A 22,064-nucleotide genomic window follows, 5' to 3' on the forward strand; every position below is an offset into this window, starting at 1 on the left:
TGCACACCATTCTGAGAGCCAACTAATGAACGACTGATATATCAATCTGTGCGGTAAGGTATGGGAGCTCGTCGGCCAGGTCAAGGGGGCACTTCATGCAGCAGACGGCGACAGAGCCCGGGGGCGAGGAGCTGTCCCTCGCCGAGCGCGCCTATCGCGTCATCCGCGACCGGCTCGTCATGCTGGAGATCCGCCCGGGTTCGCCTATCAATGAAGACCAGTTGGCACAGTCCCTCGGCGTCGGCCGGACGCCGGTGCGGGAGGCGCTCAAGCGGCTCCAGTACGAGCGCCTCATCGCGACCTATCCCCGACGCGGCACCTTCGCCACCGACGTCAACATCACCGACCTGGCCCACATCTCCGAGGTGCGCCAGGAACTGGAGCCCCTCGCCGCCGCCCAGGCCGCGCGGCGCGCCACGGCCACGGACCGTGGGACGCTGACGGCCCTGCGACGGGAACTGGAAAGCGCCGATCCGCGGCGGCACAACGCCGCCGAGCTCATGCTTCTGGACCTTCAGGTCCATCGCGCCATCTACACCGCTACGCACAACCCATACCTGGTGGACACCCTCATCCACTACGACAACCTGGCCACCCGCATCTGGTGCCTGTTCGTCGACCGGCTCACCGACATGGCTGGGCACGTCTCGGAGCACGGACCGTTGATCGAGGCCATCGTCTCCGGTGACCCCGACAAGGCGGCGCATCTGGCCGGCAGCCACGTCGTAGGCTTCGAACAGGCCATTCGCGCGGCTATCTGAGAGGGCTCTCCGCTCCGTCCGCGCGGCGTCAGGGGATCGCACGGTGTGGCGCGGGCGACCGACTGCGGGGAACCGAAGCCGAATTTCTGACTCAGATGTACGTCAACAGCCGGTCCGGCAGCGAGCGCATTGCTGGTCACCGCTGTCCTTCGCATACTTCATTGCCACCGGCGGCCACGCTGCCGGCTCCCCAGGAAACCTCGAGCTCGGCGCCCTTCGGCGGCTGGCTCGGCGCCGCAGCTCGATACCTGTCCGCAGGCTCACTCGACTTGAGGAGACTCGAAAATGTCGTCATACCTGAGCGGTGACCCCAACGCACTAGCGTCACCATTCGCGTCAGACGGGCCCCTGACCGCGACCCCCGGGGCCCCTCCCGTGTCGCGGCCGGGCCCGCCGCCGTGATGGCCGATACCCTCTCACCCCACCGTGCGTTGCGCGACGACCGGCATGAACGTACGCGAGCCGACTGGGCACGCTCGCTGTCGGCATCACGGTGGCGAACGGCGCGGCAGCCATGAGATTCCTCGACGAGCAGGACGTCCGTTCCCTCCTCGACATCGACACCGCGATCTCCTCCCAGCGGACGGCCTTCATCGCTCTCGCACAGGGAGAGGCGTGGCAACCCGAGAAAATCCTGGGCGGCCACGTGGCAGACGAGCCCGACACCGTCTTCTGCTATGCCTCCCGCCTCGACCGCCGAAGCGGCCCCGTCTGCAAGTTCGGGAGCATCAACCCCGGGAACGCGGTGGCGGGCCGACCAACAGTGAATGCCGTGGTCGCCGTGCTCGACCCCCTCACCGGCGTTCCTGTGGCCTTCATGGACGGCACGGCGATCACGACGCTGCGGACAGCCGCTGCCAGCGCGGTCGCGGTCGGAGCTCTGGCCAGGAAGGACGCGACCCGTCTCCTCGTACTGGGGTCCGGCGTGCAGGGGCAGGCGCACATCGCCGCCCTGCAGCGGGACAGGGCCTACGCCTGGACCGGAATGTGGTCACCGCGCCGGTCCTCGCTCGACGCGTCCGTCGGCCACCTGCGCGAGCAGGGGCTCGACGTCGAGCAGGTGGAGTCCCTGAGCGACGCGATCGCCGAGGCGGACGTCGTCGTCTGCGCCACCTTGGCCACGGAGCCGCTGTTCTCCGCGCGCGGGCTCTCCCCCGGTGCCACCGTCGTCACGGTGGGATCCTTCGACCGGCACCGCTGCGAGATCGGACCCGACATCCTCCACGCCAGCCGTCACGTCGTGGTCGATCACGAACCGACGGCGCGGCAGAACTGCGGTCCGATCGTCGCGGCTCTGGCCCAGGCCGACGCGGCTGAGCTGGAAGTCCTCGAACTCGGCCATGTTCTGACTGGTGCCGCGACCGGTCGCGTCAGCGACGACGACATCATCACGTACATCAGCGCCGGCCTCGGTGTTCAGGACGCAGCAGCGGCCTGGAGCATCTACGAGCGGGCCGAAGCACAGGGCGTCGGCCAGAGCGTCGATTGGCCGCGCAACACCGGAGGTGCGGAAGGAACGTCACCGGCCCCCTGGTAAGTCCGTTCGTCCTCAAGAACCTGACTCTGCACAACCGTTACGTCAGCGCCCCATGCGTCGGCCTGCAGCGAGGACGGCCTACCAAAGGGCCGTCGGGGCTCTGGCAAGCTCGCCAGGATTGCGTCGAGGGCCGGCTCGGTCACCTGCGTCGTGGTGGCCACTTCGACTCGGCGGCCGTCGGCTGCCGAGCACAGGACGGCACTCATCGTCTCCAGTACATTGCAGCGCGAGTCGTCCGCCCGCACGCGGAGGCCGCACCTGGCCGATTGCCTCGATCAATTCGAGGAGGCCGGCTCCCCGCGCCAGGGGCCACGCAGACGAGGGCCTCTGCTTGCTGAGCGTCGCGCCCAGGGCCGGTCAAGTGACGAGATGCACGCCCGCGGACCTGGTCGCGCGGGATCGCGTCACTTTCGCCTTCGCAGTCGGACGGCCATGTACTCGCGCCCTGGCAGGGAGACAGTGAAGCGGCCGCTGTGCGGCTCGGGCAGGGTGTCGACCGTCATGTTCCACGTGTCGACCACGTCGATGGCCCACTCTGTGCCCGGCGGCATCACGAACGTGCGCCGCGACGGACGGCCGAACCCGAAGTAGACAAGGCGGTGCTCGTCGGTGCCGGCCCAACGGGCGTCCCAGTCGCCCGGGAGCGGTTCGAGGGCACCGCCGGGGACCTCGGCGACGATCCGGCGCAGGAAGCCGAGGCGGGCGGGTGACGTACCTGTCATCTCCCCGCCCTTGGACCACCAAAGTTCCTCGCGGTCGTTGACATACGTCTCGCCGTGGGTGAAGTAGCCGCCGCGGACGGTGGCTTCCCAGGCGCGGCGGACCAGCTCCTGCCCGCTGATGTTGCCCCAGCCCTGCTCGATGTCGCCCTCGTAGCCGCACTCGTCGACGACGACCGGCTTGCCGTAGGTGAGGCGCCATTCGTCGGTGTTCTCGGCCGTGCGGTAGACGTCGATGCGCTGGATGCTGCAGTGGGTGATCCACGGCCGGCTGTGGTCGTAGAAGGTGAGGCCGTTGTGGATGGAGGTGAGGTGCCGGGCGTGGTCCTCCTTGCCGATGATCGCCGCGAAGCGCTCCCAGTCCGCCTCGGTCTTGTTGCGCAGCAGGTCGTACTCGTTGGCCAGGGACCACCACACCGACCTGAACGCGCCGAGCCTGCACACCAGTTGGCGCAGATACAAGTCGTCGGCCCAGGCGGGCATCTGCGAGAAGCCCCAGCGGTCGTAGGTGTGAAAGAGGATAAGGTCCGTCTCGATGCCCAGGGCCTGCAGTTCGAGGATGCGGCGTTCGAGGTGCTGGAAGAAGCCCACGTCGAGGCGGGTGAAGTCCCAGCCGTCCGAGCCGTGTTTGTACGGGAGGCGGGTCGGCTCCTCTGTGTTGAACAGGTACGACTTGGGGAACACGCACATCCGGACCTTCTGGAACGGACTGTCCGCCAACGTGCGCAACGTCTGCTCCTCCAGCTCGGCGCGCTGGTGCGTCCAGGCGTACGCGGTGGTGCCCAGCGGGGCGAACCGGGTGCCGTCGCGGTGGGCGAAGTGGAAGGTGTCCGCGACCTCGACCGGACCGTGGTTGCCGGGTGAGGGTGGCGCAGCGTGGAAGGAACCGCGGATGCCGTCAAGTACCGTCGCGTTGGAGGCGGTGGTGAACTGCCACTCGCCCGCGGCCGACGGCTGGAACCTGATCCGGTACACGCTCTGGCCGTCGTAGAAGCCGCCGACGGTGACCGGGGTGTGGCCGTCGCGGACGAACGTGGCGTGCAGATCGACGTCGGTGAACGGGTTGTCCGTCGGCGGCCCTTCCAGGCTCAGCTCGGCGACACCCCACTGTTCGATCCGTCCGGGCGGTCCGATCCCCATGACGAGCGCCTTTGACTGGGTATCGCCGGTGTCGATACGGGTGGGTGCCGGCGCGGGGGCGTGCTGTGAGCCGCGCGCCCTGGGCTGTCCGTCGAGCGCCGCGAGCTCGTCCCACATGCCCGTCAGGTCCTGCTGCCGCTGCCCGGCGAACAGCGCGCCCGTCACCGACTCGAGGCTCATCAGCGGCAGATGGCGCAGCATGGGCAGGGCCAGAGCCCCGGGCAGATGGCGGTCGACGACCGCGGACGCGGCGGGGTCGTCGAGGATGTCGCCCACAGGTGCGCTCTTGCTGTATCCCACGCCTGCTCCTTCGCTCGTCTGGTGTCGGACAGTGTGTCTGCGCCGCGAGGCGGCGTTGCTCGCGGCGGTAAACCTCCCCGGCCCGGCCGGGAACCCGCGACGCCAGGCAACAGGAGCTGTGCGTAGGGGTGTTGAGGTCGACAACACATCGAGCGCCAGCGCAATGACGGTCCCAAGGAGCGCGCCGCCCAAGCTGAACACGAGCCGGGCGAACAGGTCGCGTCCCGGGCGGAGCCGGTCGGCCCCTGCGGTGCGAGCAGGATGACGGCGTCGGCCGGAGCGCTTCGCCTGGGCATCGAGACCACACTGCAGTGGCACACCACGGACTCGACCATCGCGACAATCGGGGACCACCAGCAGGCCAGGCTGAGGAAGCCGTGCCAGACGCGTGCCAGGTTGTACGGGAATCACGGAAAACTGCGGGGTTCCGAGCAAGTGACTGCAGGGCTCGATCGGCGGGTCTGCCGCTCGGAGAATCTGCCGCCCGCGGCACGCAGCAAACGTGCCGGAGTCCAGCTCTCGGACTACGTCGGTGCCCGGATCGTCCAGGAGCAGACGGCCGTCCGCTCCGACCCACGTCGGTGAGGTGAGCGGTTAGGGCGTCGGCACAGAGGCTACCCGCGAGGAGCAGGGATACGAGCCGCCGATCTGCTGGGAGAAGGTGAGATCTCGGACAGCCACGGTCGTCGTCGCCTCCACCGCGTCCAGGTCCGATCGCTGAGTGCCCCCACAGCGGATCGCCGATGACCGCGCCGAGTGAGCCGATCCGCACCCACCACCGCGATGGCGGAGGCCGGATCGCCCGCGCTCAACTCCTGCGCCTTCAACTGCACGCTCGCGGACTGGGTGAGGATCCAGGTCGTGACCCGCTGCGCGGAGTGCGGAATTTCCTGGCGATATCGGCACCTGAGCTCCTGGTGACCGGACCTAAGCTCGTGCCAACCGGTTTGCCTATAGCAACGTCGATGGAGCGTGACATGCTGCCTTCCCGCCTGCCGGAACCCGACCTCTACCTGCCTGGCACCGGAGAGCCTTCGCTTCGATGGGGCATCGTCGGGCCCGGCTGGATCGCCGACGAGTTCGCGAAGGCCGTCCGCAACCACACCGCTCAACGGATCGTGGCGGTCGCCTCCCGCTCCCTCGACCGTGCGGCATCGTTCGCAACCACCCACGGCATCGACCTCGCTCTCGGTTCCACGGAGCAGCTCCTCGCCCGTCCCGACGTCGACGTGGTCTACGTCGCCACCCCGCAGAGTTCGCATCTCTCCATCGGCTTGGCAGCGATCGCCGCCGGCAAACACGTGCTGATCGAAAAGCCGATCACCGTGAGCGCAGATGAGGCGCAGACCCTGGCCGATGCGGCGCGCGCCGCCGGGGTGCTGGTGATGGAGGCGATGTGGAGCCGCTACCTGCCACAGACATCGGTGATCCGCAGGCTCCTCGCCGACGGCGTGCTCGGGGAGATCCGTGTTGTTCTCGCCGATCACGGACAGGCGATCCCGGCGGATCCTCAACACCGCCTCCATCGCCCCGAGCTCGGTGGCGGAGCGCTGCTGGATCTGGGCATCTATCCGGTGCAGTTCGCCTCCATGGTGCTCGGGACACCCACCCGGGTAACCGCCGTCGGAGGCATGACCAAGACGGGCGTGGACGCCTACTCGACCCTGGTGCTCAGCCACGCACGCGACGCGCAGTCGACGCTCTACACCTCGATCCTGACACGCACGCCGATTGCTGCCGTGATCGCCGGAAGCGAGGCGACGCTCAGCATCGACAGCGTCTTCTTCAACCCGACCTCATTCACGCTCTCCTCTCTCGGCGACCCCTCCAGCCCGGTGCTCACCTGGAGTGATCCGACCGACCTCAGGGCCTTCGACGGGCTGTCGTGGGAGGCCACGGCACTGGCGCGGTTCGTCGGCGAGGGACGCACAGAGTCACCCGTCCACATGCTCGACGAGAACGTATCGATCCTCGCCACCATCGACGAGGCGCGAGGCCAGATCGCCGCGTCCTGACCTGCGCGATCGCCGGAGAAACTCTGCGTCCGATCTCATCACCAGGCTGGAACACCAGGAAAAGGAGCCAGTCTTCGGCTCGTTCGCCGGACCGTGCCGCAGGAGAACCTTCTCGCTCATTTACCCTCCCCGTGAAGACGGCCGTTGGCGACGTACGCACGCCCGCAGGTGACGGCGCCCACGGTTCACGGGAGGCGCTCTTGTGCGCGGCCCACTACCGGTTGGCGCACGGCCCGGGCCACGCGAACGCCTACTCCCCTGGCCTGGCAGTGGTCCGGCGCGGCACGAGAGTGGGGGACAGCGTGACCTGAACCGACGGCCGGTGACGATCGGTGATCCGTTCCAGTAGGAGGCGGACGGCGTTGCTGCCCATCTCGTGCCCGGCCTGGTCGACGCTGGTCAGCGAGATCTGGCTGAGGGCGGCAAAGGTGGTGTTGTCGTATCCGGCCACCGAGATACCGCCGGGAACGGACAGCCCGGCCTCGGCGAACGCATCGAGCACGCCCATGGCGACGATGTCCGCCCCGGCGAAAACGGCCGTGGGCCTACAAGGACGGGCCAGCAGCTCTTTGGCGCCCTGGTAGCCGCCTTCCTGGGTGTAGCTGGTGGAAACCACGTCGATCCACTCCGCCAGCCCGTGCGCCCGCATCGCCTGCCGGTATCCGTCGGCGCGCCGGGCGTTGGGCATCTCCACGAGACGGGTCGGGTCTGTCTCGTGATGCTCGATGTGGGCGATCCGGCGGTGTCCGAGCCCGGCGAGGTGCCCGACGACCAGGGCCGCGCCCTCGTTGTCCTCGTCGGCCACGGTGTCGTACACAGGCGAGGCCCCTTGCCGGCCGACGACGGCCGTCGGCACCGAGGCGGCCACCCTCTCCAGATAGGCGCGCGACGACACGGGTGCGACCAGGATGATGCCGTCCATGCCGCGGTCGATCATGGCATCGGTGACGCGGGCTTCCGCCTTCTCCCCATTGCAGCCCGGTCCCAGAAACACCTGGTACTCGGTGGCCTCCAGTGAGGCGGTGATGCCGTCGAGGATCTCTGGGAAGAACGGGTTGCGGATGTCGGGCAGCATCACGCCGATGGTGTAGGTCTGCCCGCGCAGGCCCCTGGCCCCGGCGTGCGGCCGGTAGCCGAGTTCGTCGATCGACCGGCGCACCTTGGCACGCATCTCCGGGCTGGCCCCGTAGGCATTGCGCAGCACCTTCGACACCGCCGTGGTGGACACCTGGGCGTGACGGGCGACGTCGATGATGGTGACCCTGCGGCGTGGTACTGGCTGCTCCATTCGCTCCTTGCCTCTCCGGGAAACGTTGCCGCCGAGTGTAGGGCCGCCGGGCGCGGGAGGACCCCCGCAGTTCAGAGGGCGCCTCGCAGCCCTTGGTTGTGACACAAACGCAACTTGCACGGTGTCTTGACGGCACGCGGGGCTCTCTCTAAGGTCCGGCTACGCCCTTTGGGGAACGTTACCCACTTACCCTCGGGTCGGCTCGACCCGGCAGCGGATCGCGCCACCCCCAGACGAACGGGCCGACCGGGCGCCTTCCATGCAATGGCGGCCAAGGAACTGATCAGCAAGTGCTTGAAACGTTTCAAGAAAGTTGGTTCGCCGGTGACCCTCGCTCCGCACGAGCAACTTCAGGGCCACGACCGATCCCTGGACGTGAAGCGTGTACCGCGCATCCAGCAGGCACGTACCACCCCGCCATGGTGGTTCGCACTGCCTGCGCTGCTGCTGTTCGCCTTCGTGGTCCTGGTGCCGAGCGCCCGCGGTGTCTACTACGCCTTCACCGACTGGGACGGCCTCGATCCCCACTTTTCCTTCGTCGGCATGGACAACTTCTCCGACATGCTGCGCGATGCCGACGCGACGCAGGCCATCTGGCACACTCTGCTGATCGCCGTCGCGATCACTGTGATTCAGAACGCGGTGGGGCTGGTGCTGGCCCTGGGCGTCAACTCGGCCATCAAGTCCCGCAACATGCTGCGAGTGTTCCTGTTCGCCCCGGCCGTGATCACCCCGATCGTCACCGCCTACCTCTGGCGTAATCTGCTCGGCCCAGACGGCGCGGTCAACAGCGTGCTGGGCGCGATCGGACTGAATGGCTGGGAGCAGGACTGGCTCGGAGATCCCGATCTCGCGCTCTGGGCGATCGTCGGAGTGATCGTGTGGCAGTTCGCCGGTTACTCCATGGTCATCTTCCTGGCCGGTCTCCAGTCCGTACCCAGGGAGATTCACGAGGCCGCGGCGATCGACGGAGCCGGTCCCGTACGGCGCTTCTGGTCGGTGACCCGGCCGTTGCTGGCGCCGGCCTTCACTATCAATCTCATGCTGTCGATCATCGGCGGCATCAAACTCTTCGACCAGGTCTACGCGCTGACCGGCGGCGGACCGGGGCACGCGACCGACACCCTCTCCACGCTGATCTACAAGGACGCCTTCACGCTCGGCGAGTTCGGCTACAGCATCGCCCTCGCGGTAGTGCTGACGATCATCGTGGCGGTCGCCTCCACCAGCCAGTACATCATGCTGTCCCGCAACGAGAGGGCCACGTCGTGAACCGCTACCGCCGCCGCACTCTCGCGCTCGAGTTGGCGATGATCGCCGGCGCGCTGTTCGTCGCCTTCCCGGTGTACGTCCTGGTCAACCTCGCTGTGCGGCCGACGGCCGACACCTCCTCTCCCATCAGCCCGACCACCTCACCCACCCTCGACAATTTCACCCAGGCCTGGCAACAGGGCGCACTCGGCGGCGCGCTGGCAAACAGCGTGCTGGTGACGGTGTGCAGCGTCGTCATCGTGCTGGCCGTGTCGTCGCTCGCGGCCTATCCGCTGGCCCGCGTGACGGCCCACTGGGCGAGGGGAACGTACCTGCTCGTCCTTCTGGGACTGGCGCTGCCCTTCCAACTCGCCTCGCTGCCCCTGTACCAAACCATGCGCGACATGGGCCTGCTGGGCACCCCCTGGGCACTGGTCCTCTTCTACTCCGGCCTCCAAGTCCCCTTCACTGTCTTCCTCTACGTCGGCTTCCTGCGCGCCCTGCCCCGGGACTTCGAGGACGCGGCCCTGATCGACGGCTGCACACCGCTGCAGGGCTTCCGGTACGTGGTCCTGCCGATGCTCAAACCGATCACCGTGACCGCCCTGGTGCTCAACACGGTGGCCGTCTGGAACGACTTCTTCACCCCGCTGCTGTACCTCAGCGGCAGCGCTCAGCAGACCCTGCCGGTCGCGATCGCCGGCTTCGTCGGCCAGTACGTCACGGACTGGAACCTCATCTTCGCCGCACTGGTGATCAGCATCCTGCCCGTCCTGATCGTCTACTTCCTGCTCCAGCGCAGCATCATCAGCGGCTTCGCGGGAGGGCTGAAGGGATGACGAATCGCCTGCTCCTCAAGGGAGACTTCATGAAAACACGCACACCCGTGGCTCTGATCGCCACGATTACAGCCGCTGCCCTCCTTGCCGCCTGCAGCGGCGGCACCAACTCAGGCTCAGGCGGAGGCTCAGGCGGATCCAAGACCCTCACGCTCGCTTCGCAGGACCAGGGCTCCATCGATGCCGTTGTCAAGGCGTTCGAGAAGACCAACCCGGACGTAAAGGTCCGCTACACCGTCACCGGCACCGATCAGTACCAGCAGCAGATCAGAACCCAGCTGAGCTCGGGTACAGCACCGGACGTGATGTCGGTCTGGCCGGGCAACGGAAACGCCGCGGCCACTCAGGTCCTGGCCAAACCCGGCTACCTGCTCGACCTCTCGGACCAGCCCTGGGTCGCGAAACTGCCCGGAGCGGTCAGGGACATGACCGAGTACGAGGGCAAGTCCTACACCGCGCTCTTCGGGCTCAACGGCATCGGCGCCATCTACAACAACCAGGCGATGGAGAAGGCCGGCCTCACCCCGCCGGACACCTGGACCGATCTGCTGGCCTTCTGTCGGGCGGCGAAGGCCAAGGGAACCCCCGCCTTCGCGTTGGGCATCCAGGACGGCTGGGTCGACCAGATGGTCCAGTACGCACAGGTCGCCACGACCGTCTACAGCGGCGACCGCGACTTCGACAAGAAGATGCAGGCCGGCCAGGCCACCTTCGCCAAGTCACCGTGGACCACGGCCCTCGACAAATATCTGACGATGGAGAAGACCGGCTGCTTCCAGAAGAAGCCGCTGGGCACCAGCTACGAGGCCAGCCAGCAACTCGCCGCCACCGGCAAGACCCTCGGCATCGTGCAGGGCAACTGGGTAGTCACCCTGCTCAAGGAGAAGAACCCGAAGGCCACCTTCACCCTGAAGGCACTACCCGCCACTGACAACCCGTCTGAGACCCTCATGCCGGCCGCGGCGGGCGCCGGCTATGCGATCAACGCGAAGGCGAAGAACAAGGAACTCGCCCTGAAGTTCGTGAACTTCGTGATGTCACCCGACGGCATGAACACGTTCGTCAAGAAGCAGGGCAGTCTGCCCACCCTGCCCGACACGGGCTACGCGGCGGACCCGTCCCTGGCCGAGGTGACGAAATTCGTCGAGGCGGACCGGACCGTGCCGTTCATGGACCAGCTGTGGCCCAGCGCCAAGGTCGGACAGACGCTGGTCAGCGGCCTCCAGGAGGTCTTCAGCGGCCAGGCCACGCCCGGGAAACTCCTCGACGAGATGGACGCCGACTACAAGGCCGGAAGCTGACCATGCCCTATCTACCCGGCGAGGTGTTGAATCGTAGACAGGTGGTCGCGTCGACCGTGCCGACCGTTGGTGTCGCTGTCGAACAGCGACACGTGCCCAGCCCGGCCCAGCGCGTTGCCGACGCCCTTGCGGCCGTTACACACGAAGGCCGATGCCATCATCATGGAGCCGAGCTGCACGGAGGGCGGAACGTCGCACCCTTGCAGCGAGCAGGCCGGGCGGCTCGGGCCGAACGACAACGCGCACGTCGAGATCGTCGAGGACGCGGACCACTCCTGGGGAACCGCCGCCCACCGCACCGCGCTGCACCGATCCACACGGCGACTCCTCCGGAGGCACCTGACGCGATGAACCGGCGGGTCCGGGTCCGCACCGACCTCGGCTGGACGGAGTGGAGCGAAACCGCCCGAGTGGAAGCCTCGCTGCTCGACGACGCGCATCGGACGGCTCGCCCTGGCCGCCTGCCCAATGACCGGGGCCGCACCTCCCCCGGCCCCGTGCCGCTGCTCCGCCGGGAGTTCAACCTCCCGGCGGGGCCGGCATCCGCGCGCCTGTACGTCGCCTCACTCGGCGTCCATCGATTCACTCTTGCCCTGCAGCCGACAACAACCCGAAGGAGTCAGTGGCAGCATGAGGAGGTCACAGCGATGAACAGCCCACGTGGCGACGGCCGGATCGTGTTCCCCAGGGACTTCGTGTTCGGCACGGCCACCAGCGCCTTCCAGATCGAGGGCGCCTGGGACGAGGACGGGAAAGGTCCATCGATCTGGGACACCTTCGGACACACCCCGGGCAAGGTGCACCTGGACATCCCCGGCGACGTCGCCGTCGACCACTACCACCGGTTCCACGAGGACGTCGCCCTGATGCGCGATCTCGGAGTCAATTCCTACCGTCTCTCGCTGAGCTGGTCCCGGCTACTCCCCGGGGGAACCGGTGACGTGAACCGCGCTGGCATCGACTTCTACCACCGCCTCTTCGACGAACTGGACGCGGCCGGGATTTCCCCGAATGTCACGCTCTACCACTGGGACCTGCCTCAGGCACTCGAGGACCGCGGCGGCTGGGGCAACCGCGACGTGGCGAAGTGGTTCCGTGACTATGCCGCGTTGGCGTTCGAGGAGTTCGGCGAGCGGGTGCCGCGCTGGGTAACTCTCAACGAGCCCATCGCCATCTGGGTGGGATACGGCATGGGCATGTTCGCGCCCGGCCACGCGGATGCCCGGCTGGGCAAGCAGGCCATGCACCACGCACTCCTCGCGCACGGTGAGGCGGTCCGCGCCTTTCGGGAGCTCGGCACACCCGGATCCGAGATCGGCATCGTGGTGGACATCTGGAAGCAGCACCCCGCCACCGACGACCCCGCCGACGCGGCTTTCGCGGCGCGGAACGAGGACGACACCTTCCGGTTCTTCCTCGACCCGCTCCTGAAGAAGGGATACAGCGAGCGCAACGTCGAACACCTCACCCGCGAGGGCACCATGCCCGAGGTCCGCGACGGGGACCTGGACCTGATCGCCTCCCCGGTCGACTTCCTCGGTCTGAACGTGTACTCCAGGGTCGTCGCCAGCGCCAAGGACGCGGACACGAAGTGGTGGGAGGTCAATCGCGAGACGCACCCGGGCGGTAACTTCCTCGACAACGGCATGGAGTTCTACCCGAAGGCCGTCTACGACGCCATCAACCTCGTCCAGGATGACTACGGCTGGACGGGACCGGTGTACATCACCGAGAACGGCACGGTCGACGCCGACGGTGCCGACCCGTTCGACGACCAGGAGCGCATCCGATACGTCCGCGGCTTCCTGCAGTGGATCGCCCGCGCGATCGACGAGGGCGCCGACATACGCGGCTACTACCTATGGTCTCTCCTCGACAACTACGAATGGTCCGCGGGCTTCAGCAAGCGCTTCGGCATCGTCCACGTCGACTCCGACACCCTCGACCGCAAACCCAAGGCCTCCTTCGAGTGGTACCGCGACGTCATCTCCCGCCGCGAACTCGACGTCTGAATCGCCCAACGTACCGCGGCTCAATCGATCATCTGCAGAAGGCCTGTGTCATCCGTACGAGGAGGTCTGATGGTGAGTTCGGAAATCAACCGCAGGGCCATGATCGGCAGTTCGCTGGCCGTGGTCGCCGCGATGAGCATGCCCTTACCGGCGCATGCGCGGCCCGCCGGGAGCGCGGTCGTGGCACCGACCCGGTACGGCAAGGTGCGCGGGAAACGCGAGGACGGCATCGCCAAGTTCCTCGGCGTGCCCTACGCCACTCCGCCGCTCGGCGAACTCCGATTCAAGGCCCCGAAGCCGCCCACGCGGTGGGCCGGCGTACGCGACGCAGTGAGCTTCCCCAACCCGGCGTTCCAGGTGGCCGGGGGTGAGATGGGCCCGGGCGGCAACGGCCGGATGCCGGCTCCCTCCGAGGACTGCCTCTACCTCAACATCTGGACCCCCGCCGCCGACGGCCGACGGCGGCCGGTGATGTTCTACAACCACGGCGGCGGCTACATGATCGGCTCCGGCTCCGCCACCGGGCAGGACGGCACCCACCTGGCGCAGCTGTATGACGTGGTGGTGGTCGAGTCCAACCACCGGCTGGGCCTGCTGGGCTACCTGTTCCTGGGCGATCTCGCCGGCGGTGACTACGCGGCCAACCAGGGGATGCTGGACATTCTCGCGGCACTGCGCTGGACCAGGGAGAACATCGAGAGCTTCGGCGGCGACCCCGACAACATCATGGTCTGGGGCGAGAGCGGCGGCGGCGCCAAGACCGCGGCCGTCCACACCATGCCGGCCGCCGTGCCACTGTTCCACAAAGCCTCGATCGAGAGCGCCGCGCCCCTGCGCTTCCCCACCCGTGACGGTGCCACCGCCCGGGCCAGGCGCACGCTGGAGTTGCTCGGACTGACCACGGCGGACACTCCCCGGCTCCATCACATTCCGGCCGCAAGGCTGCTGGAGATCCAGCAGTCCGAGGCCGCGAACGGCGCCCCGCCGTGGGGCGACCCAGGCCCGCTCCCCGGCTTCGGCGCCTTCGTCGACGGCACCGTCATCCCGCGGCACCCCTTCGCCGACGGCGCCGCGCCTTTCTCGGCCGACAAGCCGCTGATGTGCGGCACCTGCCGCGACGAAACGGTGTTCTTCAGTCTCTTCGGGCCGCCCGACATCTTCCGGATCGACGACGCGGGACTGCGCAGCCGACTGAGCAGTACGTATCAGGGTGCCGAACTCGACCGCGTCATCAGCACTTTCCAGGCCTCGCGTCCCGGTGCGACACCGGCACAGCTCTACTTCGCGATCACCACCTCGCCCATCTGGCGTGACTCGATCAAGATCGCGGAGGCCAAACGGGCGCAGCGCGCCGCACCTGTGTTCATGTACCAGCTCGCCTACCCGAGCCCGACCCTGGTGCCCGGCACCGACTTCCCCATCGGCTCACCTCACGCGTCGGACATCGCCCTCAAGTTCGCCAACACCGACAAGGACCCCGGTTCCATCCTCAACGCGGATCAGTCGCCGGAACGGCTGGCGACCGCACGGCACATGAGCGAACTGTGGGCGGGCTTCGCCCACACCAGCCGCCCCACGGCGGCGGGCGTGCCGAGGTGGCCCGCCTACACCTTGACCGACCGTGCCACGATGTGGCTCGACGCCCGGTGCCGGATCGTCACCGATCCGGACAGGAACGAAAGACTGTTCTGGGAGAACCGTGACCGACCTTGACACCCTGAACGTCATCAAAGACCGGCACACCAAACGAGGGCAGCTCAACCATGCCGTCCCTCCCTGAAGCTCTTCAGTTCCAGCGCCGGATCCGCCGCTGCAACGCCGACACCGATACCCCCACGGTGACGTCGTCCTTCTCGCCCTTGACTCCTGGCTCCGTGGCAAAGGCTACCCGCCGGACCTCAAATCACCGGGACCGAAGTCCTTCAACCATGATTCAACAGCAAGTTCGAACATCTCTAACCGTGGGAAATCCGCTGACCGGCAGATGAGCTCCCACGGTAGTGATGGGAAGGGTGCTGCCGCGTCCTGTCAGGTTGGTCGCGGCAGCACCCCGTCTCAAGGGGGCAGTCAGTCCCCCACCAACACCGTGATCTCGGCTGTCAGGGGGGTCTTCCCCCATGACTGGCCGATCTCCAGGTGGTATGTGCCCGGCTCGACAGCCCAGGCGTGGCGTGCGGTGTCCCAGTGCCGGAAGACAGCGGCGGGAAGTGTCACCTCGACGCTGGTCTCCTCTCCGGGCCGGGCCTCGGCGGTGGTGAAGCCCGCCAGCCATCGGGAGGGGCGGGGCACCGAGCTGTGCGGAGCGGAGGCGTAGACCTGGACGACTTCCCGGCCCGCCCTGGTGCCGGTGTTGTGCAACCGGACGGTCAGAGTGACCTCGCCGTCGGGGGCGACGGACGCCGGCGCCTGGGCCTTGAGGTACTGCCAGGTGGTGTAGCCGAGGCCGTGACCGAAGGGGTAAAGGGGCCTGCGGCCGTCGTGCTGATAGGACCGGTAGCCTATGGACAGGCCTTCTTCGTAGGCCAGGGCTCCATTCACCGGTGTGGTCGACGGCAGGTACTCGGCCGTGGCCGGCCAGCTCATGGGCAGCCGGCCGCCGGGCTCGGTACGGCCGAGCAGTACGTCCGCCAGGGCGTGGCCGAACTCCTGGCCCGGGAACCAGGTCAGCAACACGGCGGCTACCTCGTCGGCCCACGGCACCAGCACGGGCGCGCCGCTGTTGACGACGACCACGGTGCGCGGGTTGACCGCAGCGACGCGGCGGATGAGCTCGTCCTGGCGGCCCGGCAGGGCAAGGGAAGCGCGGTCGAAGCCCTCGCTCTCCACCTCGGCGGTGGTGCCGACCACGACCACGGCGACATCCGCCTGGCGGGCGAGTGCCACCGCCCGTTCCAGCTCTTCGTCCTCCGGCCGGGCCGGGGGCTGGAGGACGAACTCCAGATGGGTGATTGCCACGTCGAAGGACAGCCCGCCGCCGGAGCGCAGGTCGTGGTACAGCACGAGATCAACCTCCTGGCCTGCCTCGAGTACCAGGGGCGCGGCATACTGCGGTGGGCAGGAAATCGCCTCGGCGGGGTCCGCTCCTGGCCGTAGTGCGAGTTGCTCGTCGAAGACCGGCCGGTCGTCCACGGTGAGCCGGAACCGGCCCACTCCGCCGGCACCGACGAGGTACTCCCCCGCCGTGGCGGCGTGCAGACGGGCGTGGACCTCGAGGGTGGCGACCTGGTCGGTGGGCAGGCCGCTCATCTGTGGGCCGAGCCAGGTGAACTTGCCGGTGCGGCGGTACTCACTTCCGAGCAGATTCCCGTCCGCGGCCCGGAAGCGGACCTCCACACCGTCCGAGTCGCCGCCCGGTACGCGCGTCAGTTCCGGGACGGCCGGGGTGAGCCGGGTCAGCGTACGGACCCCCGGCGCGTACTCGACTTCGACGGTGTCGCCGAGCGCGACGCGAAGGCCGTCGAGGGGTGAGACGACGTACGGCGGGAAGACGGTGGCGCTGCCGCCGCCTAGCGTGCGGCCGGCCGTCGCGTTAGGGCCGAGCATCGCGACACGGCTGAGGCGTTGCGGTTCGAGCGGGAGCGTCTCGTCGTGGTTCTGGGCGAGGACGAATCCCGCGGCGGCCGACGTTCGCATTTCCGCGGCGACTTCGGCCGCCGACCAGTCCCGCGGCCGGGACACGGCGGGCGCCACGCCGTCGAGAACACCGACGCGGGCGGCGAGCCGCAACAGCCGCAGCACCTTGTCGTCGACTGTCTCCTCGCTGACCCGGCCGGCGCGGACGGCCTCGACGAGTGCGTCACCCCAGGGCCCGTCGGGGCCGGGCATGACCAGGTCGAGTCCGCCGTTGGCGGCGGCGTCGGCGGTGCGGGTGGCGCCCCAGTCGGACATGACCACCCCGTCGAAGCCCCACTCCCGCTTCAACACCTCGCGCTGGAGCGGGTTCTCCGTCATGGTCGTGCCGTTCACGCTGTTGTATCCGGACATTGCGGCCCATACCCTGGCCTCGCGGACAATCGTCTCGAAGGGAGCCAGGTACAGCTCCCGCAGCGTGCGCTCGTCCACCCGCGCGTCGAGGGTGAAGCGGTCCGTCTCGGAGTCGTTGGCAACGAAGTGCTTGATGGTGGCCGCCACGCCGCCGGACTGCACGCCCCGCACCAGGGCCGCGCCAATCCTGCCGGTGAGCAGCGGATCCTCGCTGAAGTACTCGAAGTTGCGACCGCCGGCCGGGCTGCGATGCAGGTTGATGCCGGGGGCGAGCAGGACGTGTACGCCCTTGCGGCGGGCCTCGGCTGCGAGCACTGCGCCGACCCGCTCCAGGCGGGCCTCGTCCCAGGTCGCGGCCAGCGCGGCGGAGGAGGGGATGTTGGCGGACGGGTCCCGCTCGTCCCACAGCTCACCGCGCACCCCTGCCGGGCCGTCGGAGAGGACGAGGCGGCCCAGCCCGGCCGCGGACTGCGGATACAGCGACCAGAAGTCCGCGCCGGTCAGCAACCGGACCTTCTCTTCCAGCCGGAGAGCCGCGAGACGCTTGCGCAGCTCTGCCTCCATGTCATGGCCCTGGTCGGGCACGGTGCGGCCGGGTTCGATTCGAGGAGAGCCGGAGGACATGAGTCAACACACCTTCTTGACGGGGGGCATGGGTCAGGGCGCCGGAGACGCTGATCGTCGAGGCGGCGCGGTCAGACGTCGCATTCGCTGTCGCCGCGCGGATACCGGACGTAGGCGATGCGGCGAGAATCAGGCGCCCAGCAGGGAACGTTGAGGGTTCCCTGTCCGCCCGGAAGCCTGACCAGGTCGCGCGGTGGGCCGTCCGGAAGGTCGATCACCCGCAGGACGACGGGAAGGTCGGCCGGGTGCCCCACGGTTCCGGGCGGATAGCTGAGGTGGACCAATCGTCGGCCGTCGGGCGAAGGGTGCGGGAACCAGTTCACCCGTTCGTCGAACGTGAGTTGCCGCACGGCCCCGTCGGCGAGGTCGTGCCGGAACAGCTGTGCGTGACCGGGCACGTCGGCCGCGATCTCCGAGTTGAAGAACACGCTGGCGCCGTCGGGCGAGAATTCCGGTCCGTCCGCCGGTGAGTACCCGTCACCGATGAGCCGTTCTCCGCCGGTTGTGAGATCGAGGGACCACACTGCGCGCCTACCCCACTCGTCTCCGTCGAGGACCTCTGTGCCGACGTAGAGGAGAGTCCTGCCGTCTGGGGAGACGCCGTGCAAGAAGTGGCGGAATCTCCGCTCCGGCGCCTTGGGCACCGTGATGCGCTCGGAGTGTCCGCCCTCCCACGGCACTCGGTGCAGGTGCCAGTCGTTGGCTGACACATAGTGCCAACGGCCGTCCGGAGATACGAGATGGTCGTTGTTCAGCTCGGGCAGACCGGGGGCACGAATCGGGTCGAGGCCCGAGGGGGCGTGACTGTCCACCCGGTACAGGGCGCCGTCGGCGTTGACGACGATCCAGCGTCCGTCCGGGTGCCAGTTCGGTGACTCGAACAGCTGGTCCTCGCTGGACAGCACCAGTTGGGAGCGCCCGCTATCCACGTCCAGGACATACAGCTCCGCGCGCTGGCCAGGAAGGAGCGTGCGGGCATGCCGCAGCGGCTGCTCGGTCTCCTCGGAGCCCGGCTGGTCCTTGTCGGGCACAGTTGTGTCCGCCTTCGTTTCCGATGGGTTCATCGCTTCTCTCACCTGCCGGTTCACGCGGGGCCGGTCTACCTGCTGGTCTGCGTCATTTCCTCGGCGCAGCGGTAGGCCAGCGCGAGGATGGTCAGTACGGGGTTCACGCCGCCGTTGGTGACATGCAGGGAGCCGTCCATGACCCAGAGGCCGGGATGTCCGTGCACACGCCCGAAGGGGTCGGTCACCGAGGTGGCAGGGTCTGCGCCCATGCGAGCGGTCCCCGCCTGGTGCTGGCCCGCGGACAGCCCCGTTGCCACGGGCGTCGCCCACACTCGGCGCGCGCCGGATGCGTGCATCCAGGCCAGAGCCCGCTCGCGCAGCGCCACCGCGGCCCGGACGCTTTCCGGGTGCTGCGCCCCGGAGAGCCGGACCACGGTGTCGCCTCCGGAGTCGAGCACTCCGGAGGCGAGGGTCACCCTCGCCTCCGGGTTCGGGATCTCCTGGATCGGGCCCATGATGTGCGAGGTGCGCAGGTAGGAGTCCCGCATCCAGCGTTTCGCCTCGTGGCCCCAACGCGGTGTGTCCGGTGGCATCGCCCAGTCACGGAACAGCACGGGCATCTTCACCGTTTCGTTGGCCAGCACCCCGCCGCCGATCACGTCGCCGCCCAGATTGTGCTTGTAGTCGCAGGTCGCTATCGACACCCCAGGGCCTTGCAGATCCTGCACCGGTTCGTCGAACAACCCGAACGCGCCGGTGTAGTTGTGCCCTTGCAGGTGCCGTCCGACCTGGCCCGAACCGTTTCCCAGGCCCGTGGGAGCCTCGTCGGTGGCGCTGGCCAGCAGGAGCCGGGCGGTCTCGATCGCCCCGGCGGCCAGGACCACGGCCCCGGCGCGCACTTCGGTGCGAGCACCCGTCTTCATATCGCGTACCACCACACCGATGGCGCGTCCGGTGCCGTCGACCAGGACTCGCTGTACCCGCCGGCCGCTGACGAGGCGGCACAGGCCCGTCTCCAGGGCCAGCGGGATGACGGTGTTGTGGGCACCGGCACGGGCGTCGACCGGGCAGCCGAAGCCGATGCACTCACCGCATCTCACACAGGCGGCCCGTCGGTCACGGGGTTCGGAATTGAGCAGCAGCGGCACCGGCCCGGTGGTCAGGCCGAGGGCTTCGGCACCCTCGCGGAGGACGTAGGCCTCGCGCGTGGGCTCCTGAGCGGGCATCGGGTATGCCCGGCTGCGGAGCCCCTGGCGCCGGTGTGCCTGCCCGTCCCCGCAGACACCGAACTCCTGCTCGGCGCGTGTGTAGTGCCGTTCGAGATCGTCATAGGTAAGGGGCCAGTCCGCGAGCGAACTGCCATCGGGTACGCCGTACCGCGACGCCATGCGGAAGTCGTCGGGGTGGAACCGCCACGCCATGCCCTGATAGACACGGGTGCCGCCACCGACCGTCATCGCGTTGTTGTGCCAATCCGGGTGATAGGGCTCCTCGACCCGGCGGTCCGGCCCGCCCGGCTCGGCCACCACACGGGGGTTGCCGGTGTAGTCAGGCCCGGTGGTGTGGCCGTACGCGGGGAACCGGTGGTTGGCGAGGTGGTCGTGGCCGATCTCCTCGTAGGTGAGAAAGCGCCCACGTTCCAGCAGCAGCACCCGGGCCCCAGCCGCGCTCAGGACACGGGCCGCCACTCCGCCGCCCGCGCCAGCCCCGACCACGATGACGTCCCAGGGGTGTAGGAGTGCCTCAGGCCCTGATTCGACGGGGCGTGCGTGGTGGACCGGCAGTTCTGTCGGTCGTTTCGGTGACGGGTCGTATCCGAGCCCTTCCCAGGATCCACTCTCCCGTCGCCCGTAGTAGCCGTGGGCGGCCACGGTGGCCATCTTCTCGACGAACTCGGCAGGGGAGACCGTCCATCCCGGCCGCGTCAAAGCCGCCTGCAACTCGGCGACCAGCTCGGCTCCCAGAACGGCTCCCGCATCGAGCTCGGCGGAGAGTGCGTCCAGGCCCGGGGTGAACAGCTGGGCCCAGTACGTCGCGTGGTCGCGATCAGCGAGGCCGTCCATCCACTTCAACAGCCCGGCCTCGGTCGCACCGGGCTGTGAATCGGCTGGTACGAGAACGTCCAGCAGCTCCGTGACGAGCGCTCTGTCCGGATAGGGAATCACGGTTCTGTCCTCTTTTCGCTTACACGGTCTTCCGAACGGCCCGGCGCGTTCGGTACGACGCGTTCGGTCCGGCGGCCCGGTACGTCGGCACGTCGCGGGAGACCTGTCCCGCGAGGTCAGGTCTGCTTGCTGAACGCGGCGTCGAAGGACTGCTCGCCGGGGGCGAAGTCGAACTGCTTCAGAGTCCGCAGGGCTTCTGGCGCTCCCACGAGACGGTCCATGCCGGCGTCTTCCCACTCGACGGAGATGGGTCCGTCGTAGCCGATTGCGGTGAGGGCACGGAAGCAGTCCTCCCAGGGCACATCACCGCGGCCGGCGGAGACGAAGTCCCAGCCGCGATGCGGGTCGCCCCAGGGCAGGTGCGAGGAGAGGATCCCAGCGCGGCCGTTGCCCATACGCATGCGGGTGTCCTTGCAGTCCACGTGGTAGATCCGGTCCGAGAAGTCCGTGATGAACCCGACGGGGTCGACCCCCTGCCAGAGCATGTGGGAGGGGTCCCAGTTGAGGCCGAAGGCTTCCCGGTGCCCGATGGCCTTCAGGGCGCGTTGGGTGGACCAGTAGTCGTAGGCGATCTCGGACGGGTGCACCTCGTGGGCGAAGCGCACCCCGCACTCGTCGAACACGTCCAAGATCGGGTTCCATCGGTCGGCGAAGTCCTGGTAGCCCGCGTCGATGACATGGGCCGGGACGGGCGGGAACATCGCCACGTACTGCCAGATCCTGGAGCCCGTGAACCCGACCACCGTCTCGACGCCCAGCGCTCGTGCGAGGCGGGCGGTGTTCTTCAGCTCCTCGGCGGCGCGCTGCCGCACCCCCTCGGGATCGCCGTCACCCCATACACGGGATCCGACGATCGCCTGGTGGCGGAAGTCGATGGGGTCGTCGCACACGGCTTGGCCCTTGAGGTGGTTGGAGATGGCCCACAGCTTGAGCCCGTGGCGTTCGAGGATGTCGAGTCGCTCGGCGATGTAGGCGTCGTCGTCCCACCGCCAGGCGTCCAGATGCTCGCCGGAGACGGCGATCTCAAGGCCGTCGTAGCCCCACTCGGACGCGTAGCGGGCCACCTCCTCCAGCTTCAGATCGGCCCACTGGCCGGTGAACAGGGTGAAGGGACGGGGCAT

General features: G+C 68.3%; 15 protein-coding genes. 9 read left to right on the forward strand and 6 right to left on the reverse strand.

Annotated features, from left to right (window positions below):
* Positions 1–95: 95 nt before the first annotated feature.
* Positions 96–761 (forward strand): GntR family transcriptional regulator, encoded by a 666-nt coding sequence (locus ACQEV8_RS03905; RefSeq protein ID WP_432957330.1) that lies wholly within the window; start codon positions 96–98, stop codon positions 759–761.
* Positions 762–1,275: 514 nt separating this feature from the next.
* Entirely contained in the window at positions 1,276–2,298 is a 1,023-nt protein-coding gene (locus ACQEV8_RS03910) for an ornithine cyclodeaminase family protein (RefSeq protein WP_432957332.1), read from the forward strand.
* A gap of 404 nt (positions 2,299–2,702) precedes the next feature.
* Here ACQEV8_RS03910 and ACQEV8_RS03915 read toward each other — a convergent pair whose 3' ends face one another.
* Entirely contained in the window at positions 2,703–4,457 is a 1,755-nt protein-coding gene (locus ACQEV8_RS03915; RefSeq protein ID WP_432957334.1) for a DUF5605 domain-containing protein, read from the reverse strand.
* A 756-nt stretch (positions 4,458–5,213) separates the two neighbouring features.
* On the opposite strand from ACQEV8_RS03915, the gene ACQEV8_RS03920 reads away from it, so the two are divergent.
* Positions 5,214–5,378, forward strand: coding sequence for a hypothetical protein (locus ACQEV8_RS03920; RefSeq protein WP_432957335.1), 165 nt, complete (start codon positions 5,214–5,216; stop codon positions 5,376–5,378).
* A gap of 44 nt (positions 5,379–5,422) precedes the next feature.
* Positions 5,423–6,472 (forward strand): Gfo/Idh/MocA family protein, encoded by a 1,050-nt coding sequence (locus ACQEV8_RS03925; protein ID WP_432957337.1) that lies wholly within the window; start codon positions 5,423–5,425, stop codon positions 6,470–6,472.
* A 250-nt stretch (positions 6,473–6,722) separates the two neighbouring features.
* Here the strand turns inward: ACQEV8_RS03925 and ACQEV8_RS03930 are convergent, their stop codons facing one another.
* A complete protein-coding gene (locus ACQEV8_RS03930; RefSeq protein ID WP_432957339.1) occupies positions 6,723–7,760 on the reverse strand; it encodes a LacI family DNA-binding transcriptional regulator in 1,038 nt (345 codons plus the stop codon).
* Positions 7,761–7,928: 168 nt separating this feature from the next.
* Between ACQEV8_RS03930 and ACQEV8_RS03935 the strand changes: the two genes are divergently transcribed.
* The 5 genes from ACQEV8_RS03935 (at position 7,929) to ACQEV8_RS03955 (ending at position 14,876) form a co-directional block, all read left to right on the forward strand.
* Positions 7,929–9,032, forward strand: coding sequence for a carbohydrate ABC transporter permease (locus ACQEV8_RS03935; protein WP_432957340.1), 1,104 nt, complete (start codon positions 7,929–7,931; stop codon positions 9,030–9,032).
* Positions 9,029–9,850, forward strand: coding sequence for a carbohydrate ABC transporter permease (locus ACQEV8_RS03940; protein ID WP_432957342.1), 822 nt, complete (start codon positions 9,029–9,031; stop codon positions 9,848–9,850). Before ACQEV8_RS03935 ends, ACQEV8_RS03940 begins: the two co-directional genes overlap by 4 nt.
* A 29-nt stretch (positions 9,851–9,879) precedes the next feature.
* A complete protein-coding gene (locus ACQEV8_RS03945; RefSeq protein WP_432957344.1) occupies positions 9,880–11,151 on the forward strand; it encodes an extracellular solute-binding protein in 1,272 nt (423 codons plus the stop codon).
* A 647-nt stretch (positions 11,152–11,798) separates the two neighbouring features.
* On the forward strand, positions 11,799–13,163 hold the full coding sequence (locus ACQEV8_RS03950; RefSeq protein WP_432957346.1) for a GH1 family beta-glucosidase: 1,365 nt from the start codon (positions 11,799–11,801) through the stop codon (positions 13,161–13,163).
* 69 nt (positions 13,164–13,232) lie between these two features.
* Positions 13,233–14,876 carry a carboxylesterase/lipase family protein gene (locus ACQEV8_RS03955; protein WP_432957348.1) on the forward strand — a complete coding sequence of 548 codons (1,644 nt, stop codon included), beginning with the start codon at positions 13,233–13,235 and terminating at the stop codon, positions 14,874–14,876.
* Between the two features lie 354 nt (positions 14,877–15,230).
* Here ACQEV8_RS03955 and ACQEV8_RS03960 read toward each other — a convergent pair whose 3' ends face one another.
* From ACQEV8_RS03960 to ACQEV8_RS03975, 4 genes are all read right to left on the reverse strand, one after another.
* Entirely contained in the window at positions 15,231–17,771 is a 2,541-nt protein-coding gene (locus ACQEV8_RS03960) for a glycoside hydrolase family 3 C-terminal domain-containing protein (protein ID WP_432957349.1), read from the reverse strand.
* Positions 17,772–17,842: 71 nt separating this feature from the next.
* Positions 17,843–18,835: a TolB family protein gene (locus ACQEV8_RS03965; RefSeq protein WP_432957350.1), complete on the reverse strand. Its 993-nt coding sequence runs from the start codon at positions 18,833–18,835 to the stop codon at positions 17,843–17,845.
* Between the two features lie 35 nt (positions 18,836–18,870).
* Entirely contained in the window at positions 18,871–20,943 is a 2,073-nt protein-coding gene (locus tag ACQEV8_RS03970) for a GMC oxidoreductase (RefSeq protein WP_432957352.1), read from the reverse strand.
* Positions 20,944–21,059: 116 nt separating this feature from the next.
* Positions 21,060–22,064 carry a sugar phosphate isomerase/epimerase family protein gene (locus ACQEV8_RS03975; RefSeq protein ID WP_432957354.1) on the reverse strand — a complete coding sequence of 335 codons (1,005 nt, stop codon included), beginning with the start codon at positions 22,062–22,064 and terminating at the stop codon, positions 21,060–21,062.

The organism is Streptomyces sp. CA-179760, from assembly GCF_050937045.1.
Lineage (GTDB): Bacteria > Actinomycetota > Actinomycetes > Streptomycetales > Streptomycetaceae > Streptomyces.